General features: G+C 58.1%; 19 protein-coding genes. 6 read left to right on the top strand and 13 right to left on the bottom strand.

Translation table 11 applies throughout. The features are described from left to right. Positions 1-33 precede the first annotated feature (33 nt). A complete protein-coding gene (locus tag N1037_00660) occupies positions 34-762 on the bottom strand; it encodes a double zinc ribbon domain-containing protein (GenBank protein ID UWS79560.1) in 729 nt (242 codons plus the stop codon). A 13-nt stretch (positions 763-775) separates the two neighbouring features. Here N1037_00660 and N1037_00665 point away from each other — a divergent pair, with 13 nt between their 5' ends. The 3 genes from N1037_00665 (at position 776) to N1037_00675 (ending at position 5,901) form a co-directional block, all read left to right on the top strand. Continuing rightward, complete coding sequence (locus N1037_00665) at positions 776-1,606, top strand: SAM-dependent methyltransferase (GenBank protein ID UWS79561.1); 831 nt, start codon at positions 776-778, stop codon at positions 1,604-1,606. A 153-nt stretch (positions 1,607-1,759) separates the two neighbouring features. Beyond that, the gene (hemH, locus tag N1037_00670; protein ID UWS79562.1) at positions 1,760-2,821 is read left to right on the top strand and encodes a ferrochelatase; all 1,062 of its coding nucleotides are present in this window, start codon (positions 1,760-1,762) and stop codon (positions 2,819-2,821) included. Between the two features lie 71 nt (positions 2,822-2,892). Next, a complete protein-coding gene (locus N1037_00675; protein UWS79563.1) occupies positions 2,893-5,901 on the top strand; it encodes an aminotransferase class III-fold pyridoxal phosphate-dependent enzyme in 3,009 nt (1,002 codons plus the stop codon). A gap of 124 nt (positions 5,902-6,025) precedes the next feature. Here N1037_00675 and N1037_00680 read toward each other — a convergent pair whose 3' ends face one another. Then, the gene (locus N1037_00680; GenBank protein UWS79564.1) at positions 6,026-6,208 is read right to left on the bottom strand and encodes a hypothetical protein; all 183 of its coding nucleotides are present in this window, start codon (positions 6,206-6,208) and stop codon (positions 6,026-6,028) included. A gap of 137 nt (positions 6,209-6,345) precedes the next feature. After that, entirely contained in the window at positions 6,346-6,966 is a 621-nt protein-coding gene (locus tag N1037_00685; GenBank protein ID UWS79565.1) for a L,D-transpeptidase family protein, read from the bottom strand. Positions 6,967-7,133: 167 nt separating this feature from the next. Here N1037_00685 and N1037_00690 point away from each other — a divergent pair, with 167 nt between their 5' ends. After that, positions 7,134-7,625, top strand: a complete 492-nt coding sequence (locus N1037_00690) for a CAP domain-containing protein (GenBank protein ID UWS79566.1) — start codon at positions 7,134-7,136, stop codon at positions 7,623-7,625. 84 nt (positions 7,626-7,709) lie between these two features. Here the strand turns inward: N1037_00690 and N1037_00695 are convergent, their stop codons facing one another. From N1037_00695 to N1037_00730, 8 genes are all read right to left on the bottom strand, one after another. Next, a complete protein-coding gene (locus N1037_00695) occupies positions 7,710-8,234 on the bottom strand; it encodes a L,D-transpeptidase family protein (protein ID UWS79567.1) in 525 nt (174 codons plus the stop codon). Positions 8,235-8,299: 65 nt separating this feature from the next. After that, complete coding sequence (locus N1037_00700; protein UWS79568.1) at positions 8,300-9,115, bottom strand: ion transporter; 816 nt, start codon at positions 9,113-9,115, stop codon at positions 8,300-8,302. Positions 9,116-9,154: 39 nt separating this feature from the next. Then, positions 9,155-10,402: a class I SAM-dependent RNA methyltransferase gene (locus N1037_00705; protein UWS79569.1), complete on the bottom strand. Its 1,248-nt coding sequence runs from the start codon at positions 10,400-10,402 to the stop codon at positions 9,155-9,157. A 100-nt stretch (positions 10,403-10,502) separates the two neighbouring features. After that, on the bottom strand, positions 10,503-12,350 hold the full coding sequence (locus N1037_00710; GenBank protein UWS79570.1) for an ABC transporter ATP-binding protein/permease: 1,848 nt from the start codon (positions 12,348-12,350) through the stop codon (positions 10,503-10,505). After that, positions 12,347-14,185, bottom strand: coding sequence for an ABC transporter ATP-binding protein/permease (locus tag N1037_00715; GenBank protein UWS79571.1), 1,839 nt, complete (start codon positions 14,183-14,185; stop codon positions 12,347-12,349). The genes N1037_00710 and N1037_00715 overlap by 4 nt, the downstream gene beginning before the upstream one ends. A 230-nt stretch (positions 14,186-14,415) precedes the next feature. Next, complete coding sequence (locus N1037_00720) at positions 14,416-15,585, bottom strand: CCA tRNA nucleotidyltransferase (GenBank protein UWS79572.1); 1,170 nt, start codon at positions 15,583-15,585, stop codon at positions 14,416-14,418. Next, positions 15,582-16,178 carry a CoA pyrophosphatase gene (locus tag N1037_00725; GenBank protein UWS79573.1) on the bottom strand — a complete coding sequence of 199 codons (597 nt, stop codon included), beginning with the start codon at positions 16,176-16,178 and terminating at the stop codon, positions 15,582-15,584. Before N1037_00725 ends, N1037_00720 begins: the two co-directional genes overlap by 4 nt. Further along, positions 16,171-17,160, bottom strand: coding sequence for an Hsp33 family molecular chaperone HslO (locus N1037_00730; protein ID UWS81413.1), 990 nt, complete (start codon positions 17,158-17,160; stop codon positions 16,171-16,173). Before N1037_00730 ends, N1037_00725 begins: the two co-directional genes overlap by 8 nt. A 95-nt stretch (positions 17,161-17,255) precedes the next feature. Here N1037_00730 and N1037_00735 point away from each other — a divergent pair, with 95 nt between their 5' ends. Next, positions 17,256-17,744, top strand: a complete 489-nt coding sequence (locus tag N1037_00735; GenBank protein UWS79574.1) for an NUDIX hydrolase — start codon at positions 17,256-17,258, stop codon at positions 17,742-17,744. Positions 17,745-17,993: 249 nt separating this feature from the next. Here N1037_00735 and N1037_00740 read toward each other — a convergent pair whose 3' ends face one another. Next, the gene (locus N1037_00740; GenBank protein UWS79575.1) at positions 17,994-19,265 is read right to left on the bottom strand and encodes a SpoIIE family protein phosphatase; all 1,272 of its coding nucleotides are present in this window, start codon (positions 19,263-19,265) and stop codon (positions 17,994-17,996) included. Between the two features lie 171 nt (positions 19,266-19,436). On the opposite strand from N1037_00740, the gene N1037_00745 reads away from it, so the two are divergent. After that, complete coding sequence (locus tag N1037_00745; GenBank protein UWS79576.1) at positions 19,437-19,760, top strand: Hpt domain-containing protein; 324 nt, start codon at positions 19,437-19,439, stop codon at positions 19,758-19,760. A 203-nt stretch (positions 19,761-19,963) separates the two neighbouring features. Here N1037_00745 and ilvA read toward each other — a convergent pair whose 3' ends face one another. Then, entirely contained in the window at positions 19,964-21,190 is a 1,227-nt protein-coding gene (ilvA, locus tag N1037_00750; GenBank protein UWS79577.1) for a threonine ammonia-lyase IlvA, read from the bottom strand. Positions 21,191-21,202 lie beyond the last annotated feature (12 nt).

Genomic DNA, 21,202 nt, shown 5'->3' on the forward strand with positions numbered 1-21,202 from the left:
ATTGCAATCATTGCCAGTCACAGCACGCCCGGATCACGCCCGTGTGACCCGCGCCAGCACCGCAACCCGCACATCTGCCGCCCCGGCAGCACGGCAGGCATCGGCGCAGGCCGTCAGGGTGGCGCCCGAGGTCATGACATCGTCCACCAGTAAAACCACCCGCCCCTGCATCAAAGTGCGATGCCGAGGATGCGCCACAATGGCCTGGCTCAGCGCCGAAAACCGCTGCGCCCGGGTTTTGCCCTCCAGGCTGGGGGTCACTTTTACCCGCTTTAACATATCCGGCCAGTGATCCAGCCGCGCCTGGCGCGACAGGTGTTCAGCCAAAAGGGCAGACTGATTATACCGCCGTTTCAACAGCCGTGACCAATGCAGCGGCACCGGACACACCAAAGGATTGTCGCGTAGCAAGGGCGCCGCGGCCCGTTCGATCCAGCTCGCGGCTGGCGCAGCAAGATCGGTGCGATCGCCATGTTTCAAGGCCATTACCAGATTGCGCGCCTTGTCCTTATACAGCATCGCCGCCCGGCCCTGGCTCCAGGGGCGGGCCATCGACATACATTCATCGCAGTCCAGGCGGTGCCCGTCCTCATCACCCGGCAATGGCACACCGCAGCCCTCGCAGACCGTGCCACTGATGAAGTGAGCCTCCCCCCAACAGGTGCCACACAGGCCAAAGTCCTGCTCAACCAATTCATCACAACCCAGACATTTTGGGGGATAAACAAGCGAAACAGCGGTTTGAAACTGCGCGCGCAACATCTAAATAGCCCCCATGACGCAAGCACCCAAATCACAGCCAGAGCTGTTTGACCGCCAAGCATTGGCAATCCATCGCACCCGCCACCAGCCTGAGGCATTGTTCCTTCACGAGCTGGCACGGGATGAGGTTGAAGATCGCTTAACATTGGTTAACAGGACCTTTACAAAACCTGCGATTGTTTCACCTTTTGCTAATATTTGGCGAAATAGCTTCCCAGAGGCCCGGATTGTGCCCGATGAGGAGGTGCTGGACCTTACTCCCGGCGCCCATGATCTGGTGATTCACGCGATGAGCCTGCATTGGGCCAATGATCCGGTTGGGCAGCTGATTCAATGTAGGCGTGCCCTTGCCGAGGATGGGCTGCTGCTAGCTGTGATGCTGGGTGGGCGCACCCTACACGAGCTGCGTAGCGCCCTGGCCGAGGCTGAAACCCGTGTGACCGGCGGGCTGTCGCCGCGTATTGCCCCCATGGGGGAGGTTCGTGATCTCGGCGGCCTGCTGCAACGGGCCGGATTTTCCTTGCCGGTTGCAGATGTCGTTCCCCTGACAGCGCAATACCGTGACAGTCTGCACCTGATGCAAGAGCTGCGCGCCATGGGTGAGGCCAATGCATTGAACCAGCGCCTGAAACACCCCAGCCCCCGCGCTCTGTTCGCCGAGACCGAGGCGATCTACCGGGAGCATTTCGCCCTGGACAACGGCAAGCTGCCCGCCACATTCGAGCTGGTCTGCCTTACCGGCTGGTCGCCGTCTGAGACCCAGCAGAAACCCCTGCGCCCCGGCTCTGCCAAAATGCGCCTATCAGAGGCGCTGAAAGTGCCAGAGACAAAATTGCCCAAATAGGCCCGCAACCGCGCCAATAAGAAAAACAAATCACTGCGCCAATATGATCCAATTGGCCTTTGGCACCGTAACGTCATAGATTATGGCCAAGTGTGACCCACGCCATGGTTTCCACAAGCAACGCTTTGCCGCAAATACAGGACCACCACCCCTATGTTGGATTCTTCCGCTCCCGCCACCTGCCCCGCCCACGCGCCAGCAGATCATCCAAAGATCAAAGGCGAAAAGGTCGGCATCCTGCTGGCAAACCTCGGCACTCCGGATGATTACAGCTATTGGCCGATGCGCCGCTATCTGGGCGAATTCCTGTCAGACAAGCGTGTGATCGACTACCCATCCTGGAAATGGCAGCCGCTGTTGCAATTGATCATCCTGACCAAACGGCCATTTTCCTCGGGCGCGGCTTATAAATCGATCTGGAATCACGACAAGGGCGAAAGCCCGCTGATGACCATCACCAAAGACCAGACAGCCAAGATGTCTGGGGTGATGTCCCAGCGGTATGGCGATCAGGTCATGGTCGATTACTGCATGCGCTATGGCAACCCGTCGACGAAATCCAAAGTCCGCGCCATGGTTGAGGCCGGCTGCCAAAAGATCCTGTTTGTGCCGCTCTACCCGCATTATGCCGGCGCCACATCCGGCACTGCCAATGACCAGTTCTTTCGCGCCCTGATGGAGGAAACCTGGCAACCGGCTGCGCGCACGATTCAACCCTATTTTGACCAACCCTCCTATATTGAGGCCCTGGCCCGCTCGGTGGAAGAGGCCTATGGTAAGGCCGACAAACGTCCCGACATTCTGGTGGTCTCCTACCATGGCATGCCAAAACGCTATCTGATGCAGGGGGATCCCTACCACTGTCAGTGTCAGAAAACCACGCGACTGCTGCGCGAGCGGCTCGGATGGGACGACACGCAGATCACCACCACGTTTCAATCGGTCTTTGGCCCAGAGGAATGGCTGAAACCCTATACCGTCGATCACGTTGCTACCCTGGCCAAAGAAGGCAAGAAAAACATCGCGGTAATGGCCCCGGCCTTTTCCGCCGACTGCATCGAGACCCTGGAAGAAATCAACGAAGAGATCAAAGAGAGCTTTGAAGAGGCCGGCGGCGAGGACTTCCTCTATATCCCCTGCCTCAACGATGATGACGACCATATCGCGGCGCTCGCCGGCGTCATCGAGAATAATCTCAAAGGTTGGCTGGACTAATCTCCCCTCCCTGGTCCAAATAGGATCCAATATTGGACTGCCAGTTTTCGGCAGACGGGGAGACGATTATAATGAACCTACAGCACTGGGCTGATGCCCTGAATTCCCATTGGGGCATCACCGCAGATCTGCGCCGCTTGGACGGCGAATATGATCTCAACTTCATGGCTACAGACACAGAGGGCACCGGCTATATTCTCAAGGCCATGCGCCCCGGCTGCGAGGCCTGGCTGGTCGAGATGCAGGTGCAGGCCTTTCAACATATCGCCACCCGCAGCCCGGATCTGCCCTGCCCACGGGTTATCCCTGCCGCTGACGGTGCTGCCATGTTGTCGCTGCCGGACGCAGAGGGCGCTGCGCGGTTGTGCTGGGTGCTCGAATGCCTGCCCGGCAAATGCTACGCCAATGCCGCCCCCAAAACCCTGTCGTTGATCCATGAGGTCGGCGCGGTGCTGGGCGGCGCAGGCAAGGCTCTGGCCGATTTCCAGCACCTCGGATTGCAGCGCGATTTCAAATGGGACCTGATGCGCGCCGGCTGGGTAGGCTCTGAAATCGACTCCATTGCGGAGCCCGCCAGACAGAGCCTTATTCGGGAGATCGACACTGAGTTTGCCAAGTTAGAGCCTGTTTTGGCGACCCTCCCCAAGCAGGCCATCCACAATGATGCCAATGATTACAACATCATGGTCACCGGTGAGCTGACCGCGCCACGCCAGGTTTCAGGCCTGATTGATCTGGGCGATATATGCGCCGCGCCGCGTGTCTGTGACCTGGCGATTGCCGCCGCCTATATCGTGCTGGATCACGCAGATCCCGAGGCGGCGCTGGCCGCATTGGTGGCAGGCTATCACAGCGCCTATCCGCTGACCCCGCAGGAAGTTGATCTGGTCTATCCGTTGCTGCGGATGCGACTGGCAGTCAGCGTGGTGAATTCGACCCTGATGGCGGCGGAAAACCCCGATGACCCCTATGTGACCATTTCCCAGGCCCCCGCCTGGCGCTTTCTCGAAGGGGTGGGCATCCACCCCGGATTGCTGTCGGCGCGGCTGCGGGCCGCCTGCGACATGCCAGTCGTGGATGGTGCCGATCGTGTCATGCAATGGATCAAGTCTGAGCGCGGCAATTTTGCCAACATCATGGGCGAAGACCTGTCTGATGCCCCCATGGGCTCGCTCTCGGTGGAAAACTCCACCTGGCCGCAGAACCCATTCCACATGCCCCTGACAGAGGCCGCGCGGGTTGGGGAAGAATTCGAAGATGGCGGCAAGATCTGGCTGGGGTATTACCACGAGCCACGGCTGATCTACGCCGAACCCGCCTTTCGCAAAGGGCCCTACAAGGCCAGCAACCGGCGCACTGTACATCTGGCAGTGGACGCCTTTGCCCCGGCTGGCACGCCTATGTTTGCGCCCCTGGCCGGCGAGGTCTTTGTGGTGGAAAACCGCACCGGGCATCTTGATTATGGCGGGGTGATCATCCTGCGCCATGTGACCCCGGCGGGAGATCCGTTTTACACGCTTTACGGCCATCTCAACCCCGAATGCTGCTCCCGGCTCAAGGTTGGCGACCAAATTGAGCAAGGCGCCGCGTTCTGCCGCCTGGGCGATGCCAGCATGAATGGTGGCTGGGCGCCACATGTGCATTTCCAGCTGGCGCTGACCACCCAAGGGATCGAGGCCGACTGGCCCGGCGTTGGTGACCCGGACGAGATGTATCTGTGGCGGGCCCTCTGCCCCAATCCGGCGGCGCTACTGAACCTGCCAGATGACAAGTGTCGCTATGAACCCACCAGCAAGGAGGCGATTCAACAGGGTCGCAAGGATCATTTTGGCGGCAATCTCAGCCTCACCTATGCTGATCCGGTGATGCTGGTGCGCGGCTGGAAACACCATCTTTTTGATGAATGGGGGCGCCCCTACCTGGACGCCTATAACAACGTACCCCACGTCGGCCACGCCCATCCCCGCATTCAGGCCATAGCGGCGGACCAGCTGAAACGGATGAACTCCAACACCCGCTACCTGCACCCGGCGCAAACCGCCTTTGCCGATAAGATCCTGTCCAAGCTTCCGGACCATTTGGAGGTGTGCTTTTTTGTCAATTCCGGCAGTGAAGCCAACGAGCTGGCTCTGCGATTGGCCCGCGCCCATACTGGTGCCAAAGGCATGGTCACGCCAGATCACGGCTATCACGGCAACACCACCGGGGCGATTGACGTCTCTGCCTATAAATTCAACGCCAAGGGCGGCATTGGCAAATCTGATTGGGTCGAGCTTGTCGAAGTTGCGGATGACTATCGTGGCAGCTATCGCCGCGATGATCCTAACCGGGCGCAGAAGTTTGCCGATCTGGTAGATCCCGCCATTGCCGCGTTGCAACAGCGCGGCAATGGAATCGCCGGCTTTATCGCTGAGACCTTTCCCTCGGTTGGGGGCCAGATCATCCCCCCCAAGGGCTACCTGCCAGCGGTCTATGACAAGATCCGCGCCGCGGGGGGCATTTGTATCGCTGATGAGGTTCAGACCGGATTGGGCCGTCTGGGAGAGTATTATTTTGGCTTTGAACACCAGGGCGCCAGCCCTGATATCGTGGTCATGGGCAAACCCATTGGCAATGGCCATCCCATTGGCGTGCTGGTCACCACCCGCGCCATCGCCGACAGCTTTGCCAAGGGGCCTGAGTTCTTTTCGACCTTTGGCGGCTCAACACTGTCCTGTCGCATGGGCAAAGAGGTTCTGGACATCGTGGATGACGAAGCCCTGCAGCAGAACGCCCGCATGATGGGCGCAGGACTGATCACGGGCCTCACGGCATTGCAGGACAAACACGCCAGCATTGGTGATGTGCGCGGCATGGGGCTGTTTCTGGGGGTAGAGCTGATCACAGAGGATGGGTCTGAGGCGACGCAGATCTGTTCCTATGTGAAAAACCGCATGCGGGACCATCGTATTCTGATCGGCAGCGAAGGGCCAAAGGACAACATCCTCAAGATCCGCCCGCCTTTGACCATTGATAGTGAAGGGGTCGAGATGATTCTGGCCGCTTTGGACAGCATTTTGTCCGAGGTCGCGCAGTCCTAGAAACCGGACTTGGGGCTGTTTCCGTGCTGTTCGGCACGGGCAGCCTCAGCACGCCCAGACAGCAAGCGCACAATAAAAAAGGCGGTGATAAATCACCGCCTTTTTAAAGTCGTATGCACAGCAATTAGCTGCTTGCAACAGCAGCGCCAACCAGGACGAGCAGCAGCAGTGGCAGCAGGATGCCGCTGGAAGAGCTGGTTGCAGCTTCTTCGATTACTACGGGCTCAACGATTGGCTCAGCCAGGTTGCCAGCAGAAGCGGTGGATGCAGCGGCGGTCAGTGCGGCTGCGAGTACAAGTTTGTTCATGTTAACCTCCAGAATTAGCGCAGACCCAAAAATGGCCTACGCACCCAAGACTTACCTCGTGATTTTTTCTAACCAGTAAAGCCCCAAGATTGCAATTGCTTGTTGGTGTTTTCCAGCTTTCGAAACGCTGCATGTCGTCAAATAAGCAACACTTGCGTACCCACTTTCGCCATCTCAAACAGCTCGGCGATATGCTCGTTATAGAGCCCGATACAGCCATTGGAAGATCTGCGGCCAATCTTGCGCGTGTCGTGGGTTCCGTGGATCCGATAGTACTTCCAACCCAGGTATAAAGCATGTGTTCCCAATGGGTTATCAGGACCGGGGGGAATGTAGGCGGGCCACTCCGGATTGCGCTTACGCATATTCGGTGTCGGCGCCCAGCCGGGCCCGTCTACTTTACGGGTGATTGACGTTCGCCCCCGACGGGTCAGATCGTTCGACAGCGGGACAGATGAGGGGAAAAGTCTGTAGTTATTCCCATCTTCAGACCAGTAGTGCAAAGCGCGGCTGTCGATATCCACAAGAATCGCTCCCTTGCGCAGATGATCAAAGTACGGCTGCCAGCGTTTTGCCCGAAAAGCAGAGATATTTCGCTTTACCGGCGGTTCTGGTTCGGGCGGCGGGCGCAATGGGTCAAAGGCTTGTTCTTCCTCAGGTTCTGGCGCCACTTGGGACAAGGCAGGTGAGGCTATCATGGCTGCAGTTCCAGCAAGGAACTGCCGACGGGAACCGCCATTGAAAAAGGATCGTGTCATCTGAAATTTCCTGCTCATTATAATCCAGGCTGCCCACCATAGTATGGCCTGAAAGCCGCAGTCGCAAATCAAACCATGAAATATCTGGGCAGATTGGTGCAGGCCTGTTTGCGCAGCGACTGCTTGATAGGCTAAGTGCTTGGACGAATGATAGAGCGAGACTTGTGATGAAGCGTGTATTTTTATTTCTGATGGCCGCCACTCTGGCGCTGGCAGCGGCCTGCACGCCGACGACTGAAAACGGAAGCGGCGGCAAGGCTTACCGCATCCGAAACGCCGACAAGGTTCAGCTGCGGATGCTGGATTCGGTCAATGCGCTACGCCAGGCTGCGGCCGCACCAGCGATACAGCTTAACGCGCAGCTCAATGCTGCTGCTGCAACCCATTCGCGTGACATGTCGGTGCAAAACCGACCCTGGCACTTTGGCTCGGATGGATCCTCCCCCTTGGACCGGGTTGCGCGGACTGGATATACTGGCTCAGTTCTGGGTGAAAACATCTCTGAAACCTATGAAAATGAGCTTCAGACGCTCACCGCCTGGATGGAAGAGGCAAGCACCCGCGCGGTCATTTTGGACCCCAAGGCAACCCAGATGGGCTTTTCCTGGTTCCAGGAATCCAATGGCAAGATCTGGTGGACGCTGGTGACGGCCAACTAGGCCAGGAATCACCACAACAGAACAGCAAAAAGGGGCCACCAGGGCCCCTTCTTTTTTGGATGAATACAGGTGTTCTGCGCGGAACTATGCCCGCAACGCGATAGGTGTGCCGTCTCGGACCATGGCATAGATCTCTTCGATTTCTTGGTTGCGCACTGCGATACAGCCTGCTGTCCAGTCAGACACCCGCGCGGCCCGCTTGCGCTCTTTTTCGCTGTTGGGCTCACCGTGAATAAAGATCTCACCACCGGGGCGTTTGCCCAGCGACTGAGCATAGGCGCGATCGGCTGCGTTTGGATAAGAGATACCAAGCGACAGATGGAACGCGCTGTTGGGGTTGCGCCGGTCAATGCGATACAGTCCTTCGGGGGTTTTGCCATCGCCTTCGACTTGCTTGTGACCAAGCGGCGCAAACCCGAGGTCCATCTTATATTCCCGCAGGATTCCTTCGCCGTTCAACAAATAGACCTTGCGGGCGCCCTTGTTGACCACAACGCTGGTCACCTCTGGCCCGTGATAGGTCTTGAAACGGCTCACGTAATTGCTTCTGCCGCAGCCCGCCACTGCCAGGCTGGCAACTGCACTTAATCCAAATGCGCGTCTGTCCATGTGTTTTTCCTGTACCGCCTGCTCGTCTTTTTAGCGCCATACTCCGAATCGGCAAAATATCAAAATCACAACTTGCTGTCTGGTTGCTCGCCAGGCACGGTTTCGGCGGATTTCACCGCCGCAAGCTGCCCCTCGATTGCCTTCAGGCGTTCCAGGACTTCGTCACGGTAGGCATCTGTCCGCTCCCCTTCTTCGGCTGAGTGCGCATCCTGCATCGAGTTCACAATCAGACCAACCAGCAGGTTCACCACCGCAAATGTTGTCACCATGATAAAGGGCACAAAGAACGCCCAGGCATGGGGATAGACCTCCATCACCGGCCGCACGATCCCCATGGACCAGCTTTCCAGCGTCATGATCTGAAACAGCGAATATCCCGATTGCCCCAGGGTACCAAACCACTGCGGAAAGCTGGCGCCAAACAGTTTGGTCGCCATAACCGAGCCAATGTAGAAGATGATCGCCATCAGCAGAAAAACCGAGCCCATGCCCGGTAGGGCGGTGACAAACCCCTCAACCACCCGGCGCAGGCTGGGGGCGACAGAAATCACCCGCAACACCCGCAGGATTCGCAGGGCGCGCAGCACTGAAAACCCCTGTGCACCAGGAACCAGGGCAACACCAACAATCACAAAATCAAACAGGCTCCAGCCGCTCAGGAAAAATTTGAAGCGCCGCACGATCAGCTTGAGCAGGATTTCGACGATAAAGACACCCAGGCAAATCTTGTCGATCAGATGGATCAGTTCACCGGCCCGCGCCATCGCCACTTGCGAGGTTTCCAACCCCAGGGTCACCGCATTGACCATGATCACCGCCATGATGAAGCGGGTAAATCGGGTGTCTTCCAAAAGTCCGTTCAGGCGATCAATCACAGTCATCAGAATCTATCCGGCTCTGCTCATCAGGGTAAAATTGCATCAATCATCCAGCGTAAAGCTGGCAACAACTTCGGTATGGGCTGACCATCTGAACTGGTCAACAACCTGCACCCAGTTGAGCTTATAGCCGGCTGCCACCAGGGTCTTGGCATCACGGGCAAAGGTCACCGGGTTGCAGGAAACATAGGCGATCACCGGTATCCGCGATTCGGCCAACTGCGCCACCTGGGCCTCGGCCCCGGCGCGGGGCGGGTCAATCACTGCCGCCTCAAAAAAGGCGCCAAAGGGTTTCAGGTCTTCGGGCAGCAGCGGATTGCGGAACAGATCCCGCACTTCGGCGGTGAGCTTTTTCAACCCCTTGCCCTGACGCCAGCCCAAATTCAGCGCCTCGATCATCGCGGGCTCGCTTTCCAGCGCCAAAACTTCGGCATGGGCCGCCAGGGGCAGCGAAAAGGTGCCGCAGCCCGCAAAGAAATCAACGATGCGCTTGGCGCCTTTGGTGATCTCCAGAACGCCAGCCAGCAACGCGGCTTCGCCGTCACGGGTCGCCTGCAGAAAGGAGCCCGGCGGCGGACAGACCCGCGCGGTGCCAAAGGCTTGCAAGGGCGGTTGTTCCATCGCCACCTGCTCATCCTCCCAAGTCAGACGCGCAACCCCGTGCTGCCCGGCCAGTTCAGCAAGCGCGCTGCGCAGGGTGCTGTCCAATGGTTTGCCATCCCGCACCAATACGTCCAGCCCGGTTTCAGAAGTGGTGAGCGTCACAGAAAGCGGTGTCTTGCGGCTGGCGCCAGTCATCGCCAGGGCCTCGGCCAGGGGGATGGCAGCGATCAAATCCGGGTCCAGCAACTGGCAATCCGGGATCGGCGTGATCACCCCAGAGGCCCGCCCGTGAAACCCGGCCATGGCCCCCTTTTTGGTACGCCGCACCGCCAGAGTAGCGCGGCGTCGCGTCTGCGCGGGCGAGGTATGGATGGGGCGCAATGTTGTCTCCACCCCCTGGGCCGCCAGTGCTTTTTCCACAATTCCCAGCTTCCAATCGGCAACAAACCCATCGCTGGCGTGCTGCAGCTGGCAGCCACCGCAGGATTTGTAGTGGCGGCAGGGCGCCTGAATACGGTGCTCGGACGGGGTCTCGATACGGATATCGGTCAATTGTGACCCCTCTTGCACGCCGCTCACCTGCTCGTCTGGCAGGGTGCGGGGGGCAAAAAGCGGGCCATGGGCGACTCCGTCACCTTGGTGGCCGAGTCGAAGGATGGTTGCTGTGGTTCTGGCTACATCTGTCATTCAGGCTAGATAGCGACTGCGGCCTAATGAAAAAAGGACAAAACCCGACAATCGCAGAGAAAGCCGGGTTTTATGTGTGCAGGCCGCAGTTTTGGCAAAATCACTCGGCGGCGGCGCTGTCCTCCGCATCGGTGCAGATAAAGCCACCCGACTGGCGCGCCCAAAACTGCGCATAGAGCCCGCCCAAATCCAGCAATTCCCTATGGCTGCCAATCTCGGCAATCTGCCCCTGTTCCATCACGATGATCCGGTCCATTTCGCTCAATGTTGACAGGCGATGCGCGATGGCCAGCACCGTCTTGCCCTGCATCACCCGTTCCAATGCGGCCTGGATCAGCGCCTCTACCTCGGAATCCAGCGCCGAGGTGGCCTCATCCATGATCAGAATCGGAGCGTCCTTCAGAATCGCCCGCGCCAGAGCAATCCGCTGCCGCTGCCCGCCTGACAGTTTGACCCCCCGTTCGCCAAGAAAGGCATCATAACCCTGACGTCCCTGCCCGTCTTCGAGATCGAGAATGAACTCATGCGCCTCGGCCTGTTTTGCCGCTGCGATCAGTTCTGCCTCGCTGGCATCGGGCCGACCATACAGGATGTTATCCCGCGCCGACCGATTGAACATCGCGGTTTCCTGAGTGACCATGCCAATCTGACCGCGCAGGGAATCCTGCGTCACCCCGGCAATATCCTGCCCGTCGATCAGAATCTTGCCACCTTCCCCGTCATAGAGCCGCAACAGCAGAGACACGAGGGTAGACTTCCCCGCCCCCGAGGCGCCAACAATGCCCAGTTTTTCACCCGGTTTGATGGCCAGCGAGATATTGCGGATGCCGCCCATATCGCGGCCATAGGCAAAGGCGACATCATCAAAGCTGATCGCCCCTTCGCTGACCAGCAACGGCTCTGCAGTTTCTATATCTTCGACCCGATCAGGGCGGGACAGGGTCTTCATGCCGTTTTCGATCTCCCCCACATTCGAGTAGATCGCCATCAGGGTGAAACTGACCCAGCCGGTCATCTGGGCGATACGGATCGAGACAGCTCCGGCGGCGACAATATCGCCCTCGCTGGCCATACCGTTGCGCCACAACAGCAGGGTGGCGCCGATCAAAAGCACCGGCAAAAGCCCCGCAAGGGTCATCAAGCAAAACCGGAAACTGGCGGCTAGATAGCCAAAGTCCAGTGCGGTATCGCGGAATTTCGCCATCGCATCCTGGGCGCTGCGTTCCTCATGGGTGGCATGGGCGAACAGCTTAACCGTCTTGATATTGGTAATGCTGTCTACCACCTGCCCAGACACCATCGCCCGCGCCCCTGCGCGTTTGCCCGACCGCTGGCGCACCCGCGGCAGGAACCAGCGGATCAGGGCAAAATATCCCACCAGCCAGAGCAAAAACAACAGGGTTATGCGGCTATCAATCGCCCCAAGCAGCGCCAGCGAGCCCAGCAATGAAGCCAGGGCAAAGGCCACCACATTGATCATCTCGGTCGCAACCGAGGTCACCGCCGAAGCCGTTTGCATCTGCTTTTGCGCAATGCGTCCCGCAAAATCATCGTCAAAGAACCGCACCGACTGGCCCAGTGTCCAGCGGTTAAGCCGCGACAACACCAACGGGTTCACATTCGGCTGTACAATGATGGCATTAGACGCCGCAGAAAGCCCAAAAAGCACTGGCCGCACCAGCATGAAAAAGCCCAGCGCCCCCAGGATCACCAGGATATTGCCGCTGCTGAAAAACGCATCCGGCCCGCTGGCCAGGGCGGTGTCGATCACCAGTCCCAGGAAAAAGGCGGTTCCCGCCTCCATGGCGCCGGCAAAGGCAGAAATCGCCGCCGCCAGAAAAAGCATCGGCCAGGCTCCGGCCAGCACCCAGCGCAGGAACCCCCCCAGTTGTTGTGGCGGTGGTCCCTTGGCCGGTTGGAAGGCGTCGATCAGATTGCCTAGTTTCATTCAGCTGCCTCGATATTCAAAAATCCGCCGGACTGACGCGCCCAGAACTGGGCATAAAGCCCTTGAGCCTGCAACAGCTCCTCGTGGCAACCTTGCTCTGCGATCTTCCCGTCATCCAGTACCAGAATGCGGTCCATCTGTGCGATGGTGGACAGCCGATGTGCAATGGCAATCACCGTCTTGCCCTCCATCATCCCATAAAGAGTCTCTTGGATGGCGGCTTCGACCTCGGAATCCAGCGCCGAGGTGGCCTCATCCAGCAGCAGGATCGGCGCATCCTTCAGGATCACCCGCGCCAGAGTGATCCGTTGACGCTGGCCACCAGAAAGCTTGACGCCGCGCTCGCCCACATGGGCCTCATAGCCACGCCGCCCCTGCGGGTCCTCCAGATCCAGAATAAACTCATGTGCCTGCGCCTGTTTGGCTGCTGACAGGATCTGCTCCTCCCTGGCATCCGGGCGCCCATAGAGCAGGTTATCGCGCACCGAGCGATGCAGCAGGGCGCTGTCTTGCTGCACCATACCGATATTGCTGCGCAGACTGTCCTGGGTGATGCTGGCGATATCCTGACCATCAATCAGGATCTGCCCTGCATCCGGATCGTAAAACCGCAACAGCAGCTTGACCAAGGTCGATTTTCCGGCCCCCGAACGCCCCACCAGACCAATTTTTTCACCCGGCTTGATGGTCAGGTTCAACTGATCCAACCCGCCAGCCTCGCGGCCATAGTGATGCGACAGATCTTTTAGCGCCACCTCGCCCTGGCTCAGACGCAGGGGTGCGGCATTGGCGACATCCACCAGATCAATGGGCTGGGCGATTGTCTCCATGCCCTCGGCCACCACACCAAGCTGCCGAAAGAACGAAGTCAGCGCCCACATGATCCAGCCGGTCATGGCGTTCAGCCGCAGGGTCAGCGCCGTTGCAGCCGCCACCACCCCGGCAGAGGCAGACCCGATCATCCACAGATGCAGCGCCCAGCCGACAACCCCAACAATCAGCAACCCGTTCAAGCCCACCAGAACCCCGTCCATCACGGTGAAGATGCGCATTTCCTGCTGAAAGGTCTCGCGGGTCTTTTCAATCGCGTCTTTGGCATAGGAAAGTTCCCGGTCATCATGGGCGAACATCTTGACCGAATGGATATTCGAATAGCTGTCCACCACCCGGCCCGTCACGGTGGACCGCGCATCCGAGGCCGCCTGGCTGGCCGGTCCCACCCGCTGAATCGTCCAGCGCACCAGAACCCCATAAAGCACAAACCAGATCAGCAACGGCAGCATCAGTCGCGGGTCTGCCACCGTCAGCATGATTGCCGCGCCCACCAGATAGGCCAGCGAAAAGGTAATCGCGTCAAAGACCTGAAACACCACCTCGCCCGCTGCAGGCGGCGTTTGCATGATGCGGTTGGCAATCCGGCCGGCAAAATCATTCTCAAACCAGGACACCGACTGGCGCAGCACATGTTTATGGGCCCGCCAACGGATCAAGGTGCCAAAGTTCGGCAAAATGGCGTTGTTGAGCAGCAAGACATCCGCCAGCTGCAGCAACGGGCGCAACACCAGGATGAACAGCGCCACCAGGATGAGCTCGCTGCCATAGCTCTGCCAGACCTGCTCTGGTGGGTTGGACAGCAGATCAACCACCCGCCCCATGTAGTAGATCAGACCAATTTCGATTGCGGCCACCACCACCGACATGCAGGCAGTCAGGATAAACACAGCTTTGAACGGCTGCGAATAGGCCTTCAGAAAGGGCCAAAGCCGGGTCGGCGGTTGATCCGTTTCCGGATAGTCGCAATAGGGGTCGATAAGGTTTTCAAAAAAACGAAACATGACAGTGTGCTCCAGTTACTTGAGCAAATAGGGAATGCAAAAATGCAGACAAGAGGCGTGACCGTGCCCCCCTTCAAACGGGTGGTACGGCGTTAGCTAAACCAGATCCCGTAGTACATTCGCATTCCTCCCGGCATGATTGTTTTGGCTAAGGCAGAAATAGTCATAAATTCCATCGTCTGTCACCCTCAGATTTTTGGCCCGCATGGCAAAGCCCGGTGTCTGTGGCGTTATTTCAACTGTTGCAGCAGCTCTGCACGGTCCAAAGCAAAGCCCGACGCGATCCAGGCTTGCTCGAGCTGTTTCAGGGCTGTGCCCAGCGCCGCACCCGAAAGATCAGGCATCAGATCAGCTGCGACAATCGGAAAGATCGCTTCGGCACCACGCGCCAAATCAGTCTCTAATTCAGGCAAAATGGGCTGTTCCAACAGTGCTGCCCGCAACAGGCAGGCACTGTGGGCCAGATCCCGCCCCAGCCGGTAGCTCAGCTCGGTCGCCGTGGCAGAGGCGCTGACGGCATCGCGCAGCTGCACCAGCTGGCGGGCCTCTGCCTTGCTCAATCGCAAATGCCCCTGCATCTCAGCGCCGCCCAGCGCTGCCAGGCGCCGCACCGGATCAACCTGTGCACCGGCCTCCAAATGAATGAGCGGTGCCAGCGCCCGGTCATCTGCGCCCGGCAGAATTTGCCCCAACACACCGATCTGGCGCATCACTGCAATCGCCGGGGCTGGGTCGGGCGCACCGAGAAGTTTCAACAGCTCAGCCGTGACACGTTCCAGCGATAGCTGCGACAGCCCCTCAAGATTGGCAGCAATCGCGGCCAGAGCATCCGGGTCAAACCCGGCGTGGGTGTCGCCATACCAGGCGTGAAACCTGAAATAGCGCAGGGTGCGCAGGTAGTCTTCGCGAATGCGGTGTTCAGCGGTGCCAATAAACCGCACCCGGCGCGCTTTCAGATCTGCCATACCCCCCAGCGGATCGACAACTGTGCCATCGGGGCGCGCATAGATCGCATTCATGGTGAAATCGCGGCGCGCGGCATCCTCGGCGATCTCTTTGGAAAAGGCCACCACAGCGCGACGGCCATCCGTTGCAACATCTTTGCGAAACGTCGTCACCTCGTGGGGGATCTGGTTTTGCACCAGCGTCACCGTGCCATGGTCAATCCCGGTTGGAATCGCCTTGATTCCTGCGGCTTTGGCCAGGGCCACGACCTCATCTGGGGTGGCATCAGTGGCAATATCAATGTCGGAAACCGGCACGCCCATCAGGGCATTGCGCACACAGCCACCAACAAATAGGGCTGCCGCCCCCCGTTCGGTCCCCTCTGCGGTCAAAGCCGCACAAACAGCTTGGGTTGCTGGATCCGTCAGCCAAGGCTGCCCCCCCAATAGGGTCATTGCTGCAATGCCCCGGCAAGATTACGCAGCATCCGCGCTGTGGCGCCCCAGATATAATAGGGGCCAAAGGGCACCGTGTAATAATGCCGTCGGGTGCCCCGCCAACTGCGTGAGGTCACGATATAATTGTGCGGGTCCAGCACATGGCTGAGTGGCACGGAAAAGACCTCGGCCACTTCCCCGGCTTCGGGGCGAATATCAAAGGGCTCATGCAGCAATGCCACCACGGGGGTCACCTGAAAGCTGGTGACGGTCTCGTGGCTGGGCAAAAGGCCGATGACCTCCGGCAGGTCTTTGGGTAGACCAATCTCCTCCCAGGCCTCGCGCAGGGCGGCGGCAGTGACATCGACATCACCCTCATCCACCTTCCCACCGGGAAAGGCGATCTGGCCAGGGTGGTGTTTCAACGCCGAGGATCGTTTTGTCAGGATAACCCGTGGCGCGTCTTCCACCAGCGAGATCGCCACCAGAACCCCGGCTGGGCGCAGCCTGCGTTCTGGTGGAAGGGCGAGATCAGGGTTGAGATCAAAATCCGAAGATCCCGCCCCCTGATCCGCCAGCACGGCTTTCAGACTGCGCCGCAGCTCACTCATCGGTAGCAGTTTCCGCTTCAAAGCCAACCGTTTTTGGGTCCAGATCATAATGCGCACTGCAGAACTGACAGTCGGCTGTTACCCGGCCGTCATCCGTGGTCATGGTGGCAATATCCTTGGCCGAGTAGATCGACAGGCTTTGACGGACGCGATCCTCGGAACAGGTGCAGCCAAAATGGACCGCCTGCGCATCATAGACCCGTGGTTCTTCCTCGTGGAACAGGCGCAAAAGCAGCTCGGTTGGGGTCACTGAGGGGCCAATCAGCTCCAGCTCTTCGACGGTGTTCAGCAGGGTGTTGACGCGATTCCAGTTTTCCTCAGCCTCGCCTTCGACCAGATCCGCAGCCCGGAGCGTGGCTCCGCTGCCCTCTGCATCGGCGGCCACAAAAGGCGAAGCCTTTGGCATATGCTGCATCATCACGCCACCGGCGCGCCAATGTTCGGCAACACCGGGGCTGGAGGATTTCCCATAGGTGAGGGTAAAGGTCGTCGGCAGCTGCTCGGACTGAGCAAAATAGGCTCCAGCACAGGCAGCCAGCGATTCGCCATCCAGCGCGGCAATCCCCTGGTAGGGTTTGGTATCTTCGCCCTGGTTGATCATCACGGCAAAATAGCCTTCTCCCACCTGATCAAACGGCGCGGAATCGGTCAGACGCTCTGCATCAAAGCTGGCATAGGCACGAATGCGGGCCGGTTCGCCTTCGCTCGCCGGGGCGTAATAATCGGTGGCGATCATCCGCACCGGGCCCTTGGACTGAATCTGCAGCGACAGTTTCCAGCGCAGCTTGATCGTTTGCCCGATCATCGCGGTCAGCAGTGCCATTTCAGCCACCAGGGCCTCGACTTGGGGCGGATAGTTATGTTGTTTCAAAATGCCATCAAGCGCGGAATCAAGCCGCACCACACGGCCCCGCATATCAGATGCATCAAGCTGAAAAGGCAGGACGGTATCGTCCCATGCGATTTTTGATCCAAGAGTCATGTTTGATCCAACGGTCATGGGGGTTTCATTAGGAGCCGATGATTGGCATATCGAGCCTATATAGGGTTTTCCACGATAGAGTGAAGGGGGCGCAGATGATCAGACGGTTTGGCGCGGTGCCACGGCATAATCAGCGGTATCAGATGCGCCCCGGAGCCTATGCAATATTGCCGCGAAATGGGCGGTTTTTGCTGACCTGCCAGATGGACCCGCATCCCGACATCCAGCTGCCCGGCGGCGGTATCGATCCTGGAGAGTCACCCCTGCCCGCTCTGCACCGCGAAGTCTATGAAGAAACCGGCTGGTCCATTGCTGCACCTCAAAGGCTCGGAGCATTTCGGCGCTACACTTTCATGCCGGAATACGATCTCTGGGCAGAAAAACTGTGCCACATCTACCTGGCGCGCCCTCTGCGCAAACTGGGGCCGCCGACAGAATCCCAGCATGAGGCGGTTTGGATGTCGCCAGAGGAGGCGATTCAACGCCTGGGAAATGACGGTGATCGCCATTTTGCCACTCTGTTCCGCAACCGCAGCCAAGCCAAAACACAGCCCAAATGCTCCCGCCCCTTTTTGAAGGGCTAACGCCAATCAACAGGGTTGGGCCGGGCAGCACGCCTTAGCGTGCTGCGGTTGGCGAGCTTTTCTCAGGGGAGCAAGACACATTTTCCTGTTTTCACGTTTGCCTGTCTTCAAAAGCTCAAACCGACGCGCCACCGCAGACCGCTTTAGCGGTCTGCCGGGCCCAACAAGAGCGGATTATCTTTGATAATCTGACGATTGGCGGGAGCTCCCCCTGGGCTTGAACAGAGGAATACCGCTGATCTGAAGACCTCAGGGGCCCTCATATTCAAACAGGGTTGCGGACACATCGTCCTCTAGCCCGTATTCCTGCGACAGGATCTGAGTGAGGTTCCAGTACAGATCATCCAGGAATTCCTTGCCGCTCTGACGCGAATCGCATTTGCTGATCAGGTCCAGCAGGCCTTCAACCTCGAGCATCTCGCCGTTCTCCAGCCGCGCTTCGGTAAAGCCATCAGAATAGAGCAACAACCGGTCACCCTTTTCCAGAACCACTTCTTCCTGGCTATAACTGATATCCGGCACCAAACCGATTGGAACGCCACCTTTGCCCAAAAATTCGGTGCTGCCATCCCGTCGTAACAGCAAGGGATGCGGATGCCCCGCCTGCACCATCTTCAGCACACCGCTGCGCAGATCTACGATACAATAGGCCATGGTGAAGTATTCTTCGATGCCGGTATCCGCAATCAGGCGTGCGTTCAGCAAGCGGGCAACCTCATCCGGTTGACGCAACGCGTAGAACCGTTTGAACCGCTGCTCCATACCGACATTCTGATCAAAATAGGTCGAAGACAGATAGCCCCCCAGACGGGCTGTCATCATCGCCGAGGTAATCCCGTGGCCGGACACATCAATCGAATAGAAGCCGATCCGATTCACCCCTGGGCAGAACATGCCAACCAAATCGCCACCGATATGGCCACAGGGTTTGAGCAAAAGGCTCACGGTAGAAGACCCAAACTCCTTTGAGAGTTCGGGCACCAGAGATTCCTGTATCTTGCGGGCCTGAATGAGATCTTGGTCGATGGCATCGTAGACGCTCTGCAGCTCATCCAGAGTGTCAGAAACGATTCGGTTCTTTTCTGACAGCTCTCGCTGCATTTTCAGGATACGTTCCCCTGCCGAAATCCGCGCCCGCAGCTCATCCGAGCTCACCGGCTTGGTCAGGAAATCATCTGCCCCGGCATCCAGACCTTCGGCCACCTCATTCTTTTCACTTTTGGAGGTCAGCAGAATGAAATAGGCATAGTTGTCTTTGGATTGTTCGCGAAAGGCCTGGCAAAATTCTAGGCCATTCATCCCCGGCATCATCCAATCGCTGAGAATCAAATCAGGCGGATCTTGTCGGCAAATCTCCATTGCTGCGGCTCCGCTTTCGGCCTCAACAACATCGAATCCCCATTTCTGCAAAGAGGCAACCAGAATGCGGCGCTGCAAACGGCTGTCGTCGACCACCAACACACGGTTGATAGACCCGCTCATAGCGTGTTCCTCGTTGTCCAGTGAACTGTCCGGCAGCACCCTCGGTACCTCTTACAAAATGATCGCGGTCTTCTATCTGCTGTCACTATCAGGGCAGACCTTTAATAGGATATGAATATTGAAAATTGTCTCTCGCCCCCTTTTTCACCTTAAATTTACTACATACAAACTAGCTGTCTCTCTCAAACTGAAGGCAAATAGGAACACGCAATGATAGATTGGCCTCGGGTAAACGAGCTGAAAGACGAGATCGGTCAAGATGATTTCGGCGAAGTTGTGGAACTTTTTCTGGAAGAAGTCGAAGAAATTATCAAAAAACTTCGTGACGATGATCGCAGCCAGCTTGAACAGGACCTGCATTTTCTCAAGGGCTGCGCCCTAAATCTCGGGTTTGACAGCTTTTCAAAGCTCTGCCTGCAAGGTGAACGTCAGGCTGCTGAAGGTCAGGCCAGCGAAGTCGATCTGCCGGCGATTCTTGATATGTTTGAAGCTTCAAAACACAGCTTTCTCACGGAACTTCCCAATCAAGGCTAGTTTACATCACTCCGGTGTTTGACGTTTGTCACTTTAATTTCATCAAATTTTACAAAAATCTAACGCCCTTTCTTTGATCTGCGGACTGTGACTTGGGTTGGCCTCTTGCGGCCAGCCTGCCGCCCTGCTGGCGGCCCCGGTTGTGGCGACCAGACGACGCCCTGTCGACCGGCATCACCAAGCCTCCCCCTCAGCGCCATCCTTCAAATCAGAAACTGAGCCAGAGTCTCATCATTGGTGATATCTGTGTAGGACATACCCGCGTCATCCAGCCGTGCTAAAAAGTCCGTAAAGTTTTCTGGTCGTTTGGTTTCGATCCCAATCAGGACCGAGCCAAAATTGCGGGCCGACTTTTTCAAATATTCAAATCGGGCAATATCATCCTCAGGCCCCAGAATGCCCAGAAACTCTTTTAATGCGCCGGGTCGCTGTGGCAACCGCAGTAAAAAGTATTTTTTCACGCCAGAGTAACGCTGCGCCCGTTCTTTGACCTCGGGCAGGCGCTCAAAATCAAAATTCCCGCCAGAGGTAACGCAAACAACCGTCTTGCCCCGAATCCAGGTCCGCAGATCGCCCAGTGCTTCGATGGCCAAGGCTCCGGCTGGTTCCAAGACGATTCCCTCGACGTTCAGCATTTCGACCATGGTGGTGCAAACCCGGTCTTCAGGCAGCGCGATCACATCTGGCAAAGCCACATGTTTCAGCACCTCAAAAGGGCGCTCGCCCAGCCGCCCCACCGCTGCGCCATCAACAAAGGTATCCACCTTGTCCAAGGACACCGGCCGTCCAGCTGTCAGCGCCGCGCGCAGGCAGGCACCGCCCGCAGGTTCCACAAAAAGACTATGAACCCGGTCGCCAAACCAGCTGGTCACCCCGGCGGACATACCGCCGCCGCCCACCGGCAAAATCACATGATCAGGCACCCCGCCCAACTGCGCCTCCATCTCTACTGCGATGGAGCTTTGGCCTTCGATCACATCTGGATCGTCAAAGGGCGACAAGAAATGCCCGCCTTCACGGGCGCACCACTGCTGCGCTGCCGTCAAGGTGTCGTCAAAATAGTCACCGACCAAATGGATCTCGACATTGTCACCACCAAACATCCGGGTTTTCTGGATCTTTTGCTGCGGTGTGGTCACCGGCATAAAGATCACGCCTTTGACGGCCATGTGTTTGCACATGAAGGCGACGCCCTGTGCGTGATTGCCGGCTGAAGCACAGACAAACAGCTCCTTGCCAGGTTGCTTGCGCATGGCATTAAAGGCACCGCGGATTTTGTAAGACCGGACCGGGCTCAGATCCTCACGCTTGAGGTAAATTTCCGCCCCGAAGCGCTCGGACAGGTGGACATTCTTTTGCAGCGGCGTGGGCGGAAACACATCGCGCATCGCCGCCTCGGCCGCACGGGCCTGGGTCATAAAATCGGTCATATCTCTTGATTG

The sequence above is a fragment of the Phaeobacter sp. G2 genome, from assembly GCA_025163595.1.
Lineage (GTDB): Bacteria > Pseudomonadota > Alphaproteobacteria > Rhodobacterales > Rhodobacteraceae > Pseudophaeobacter.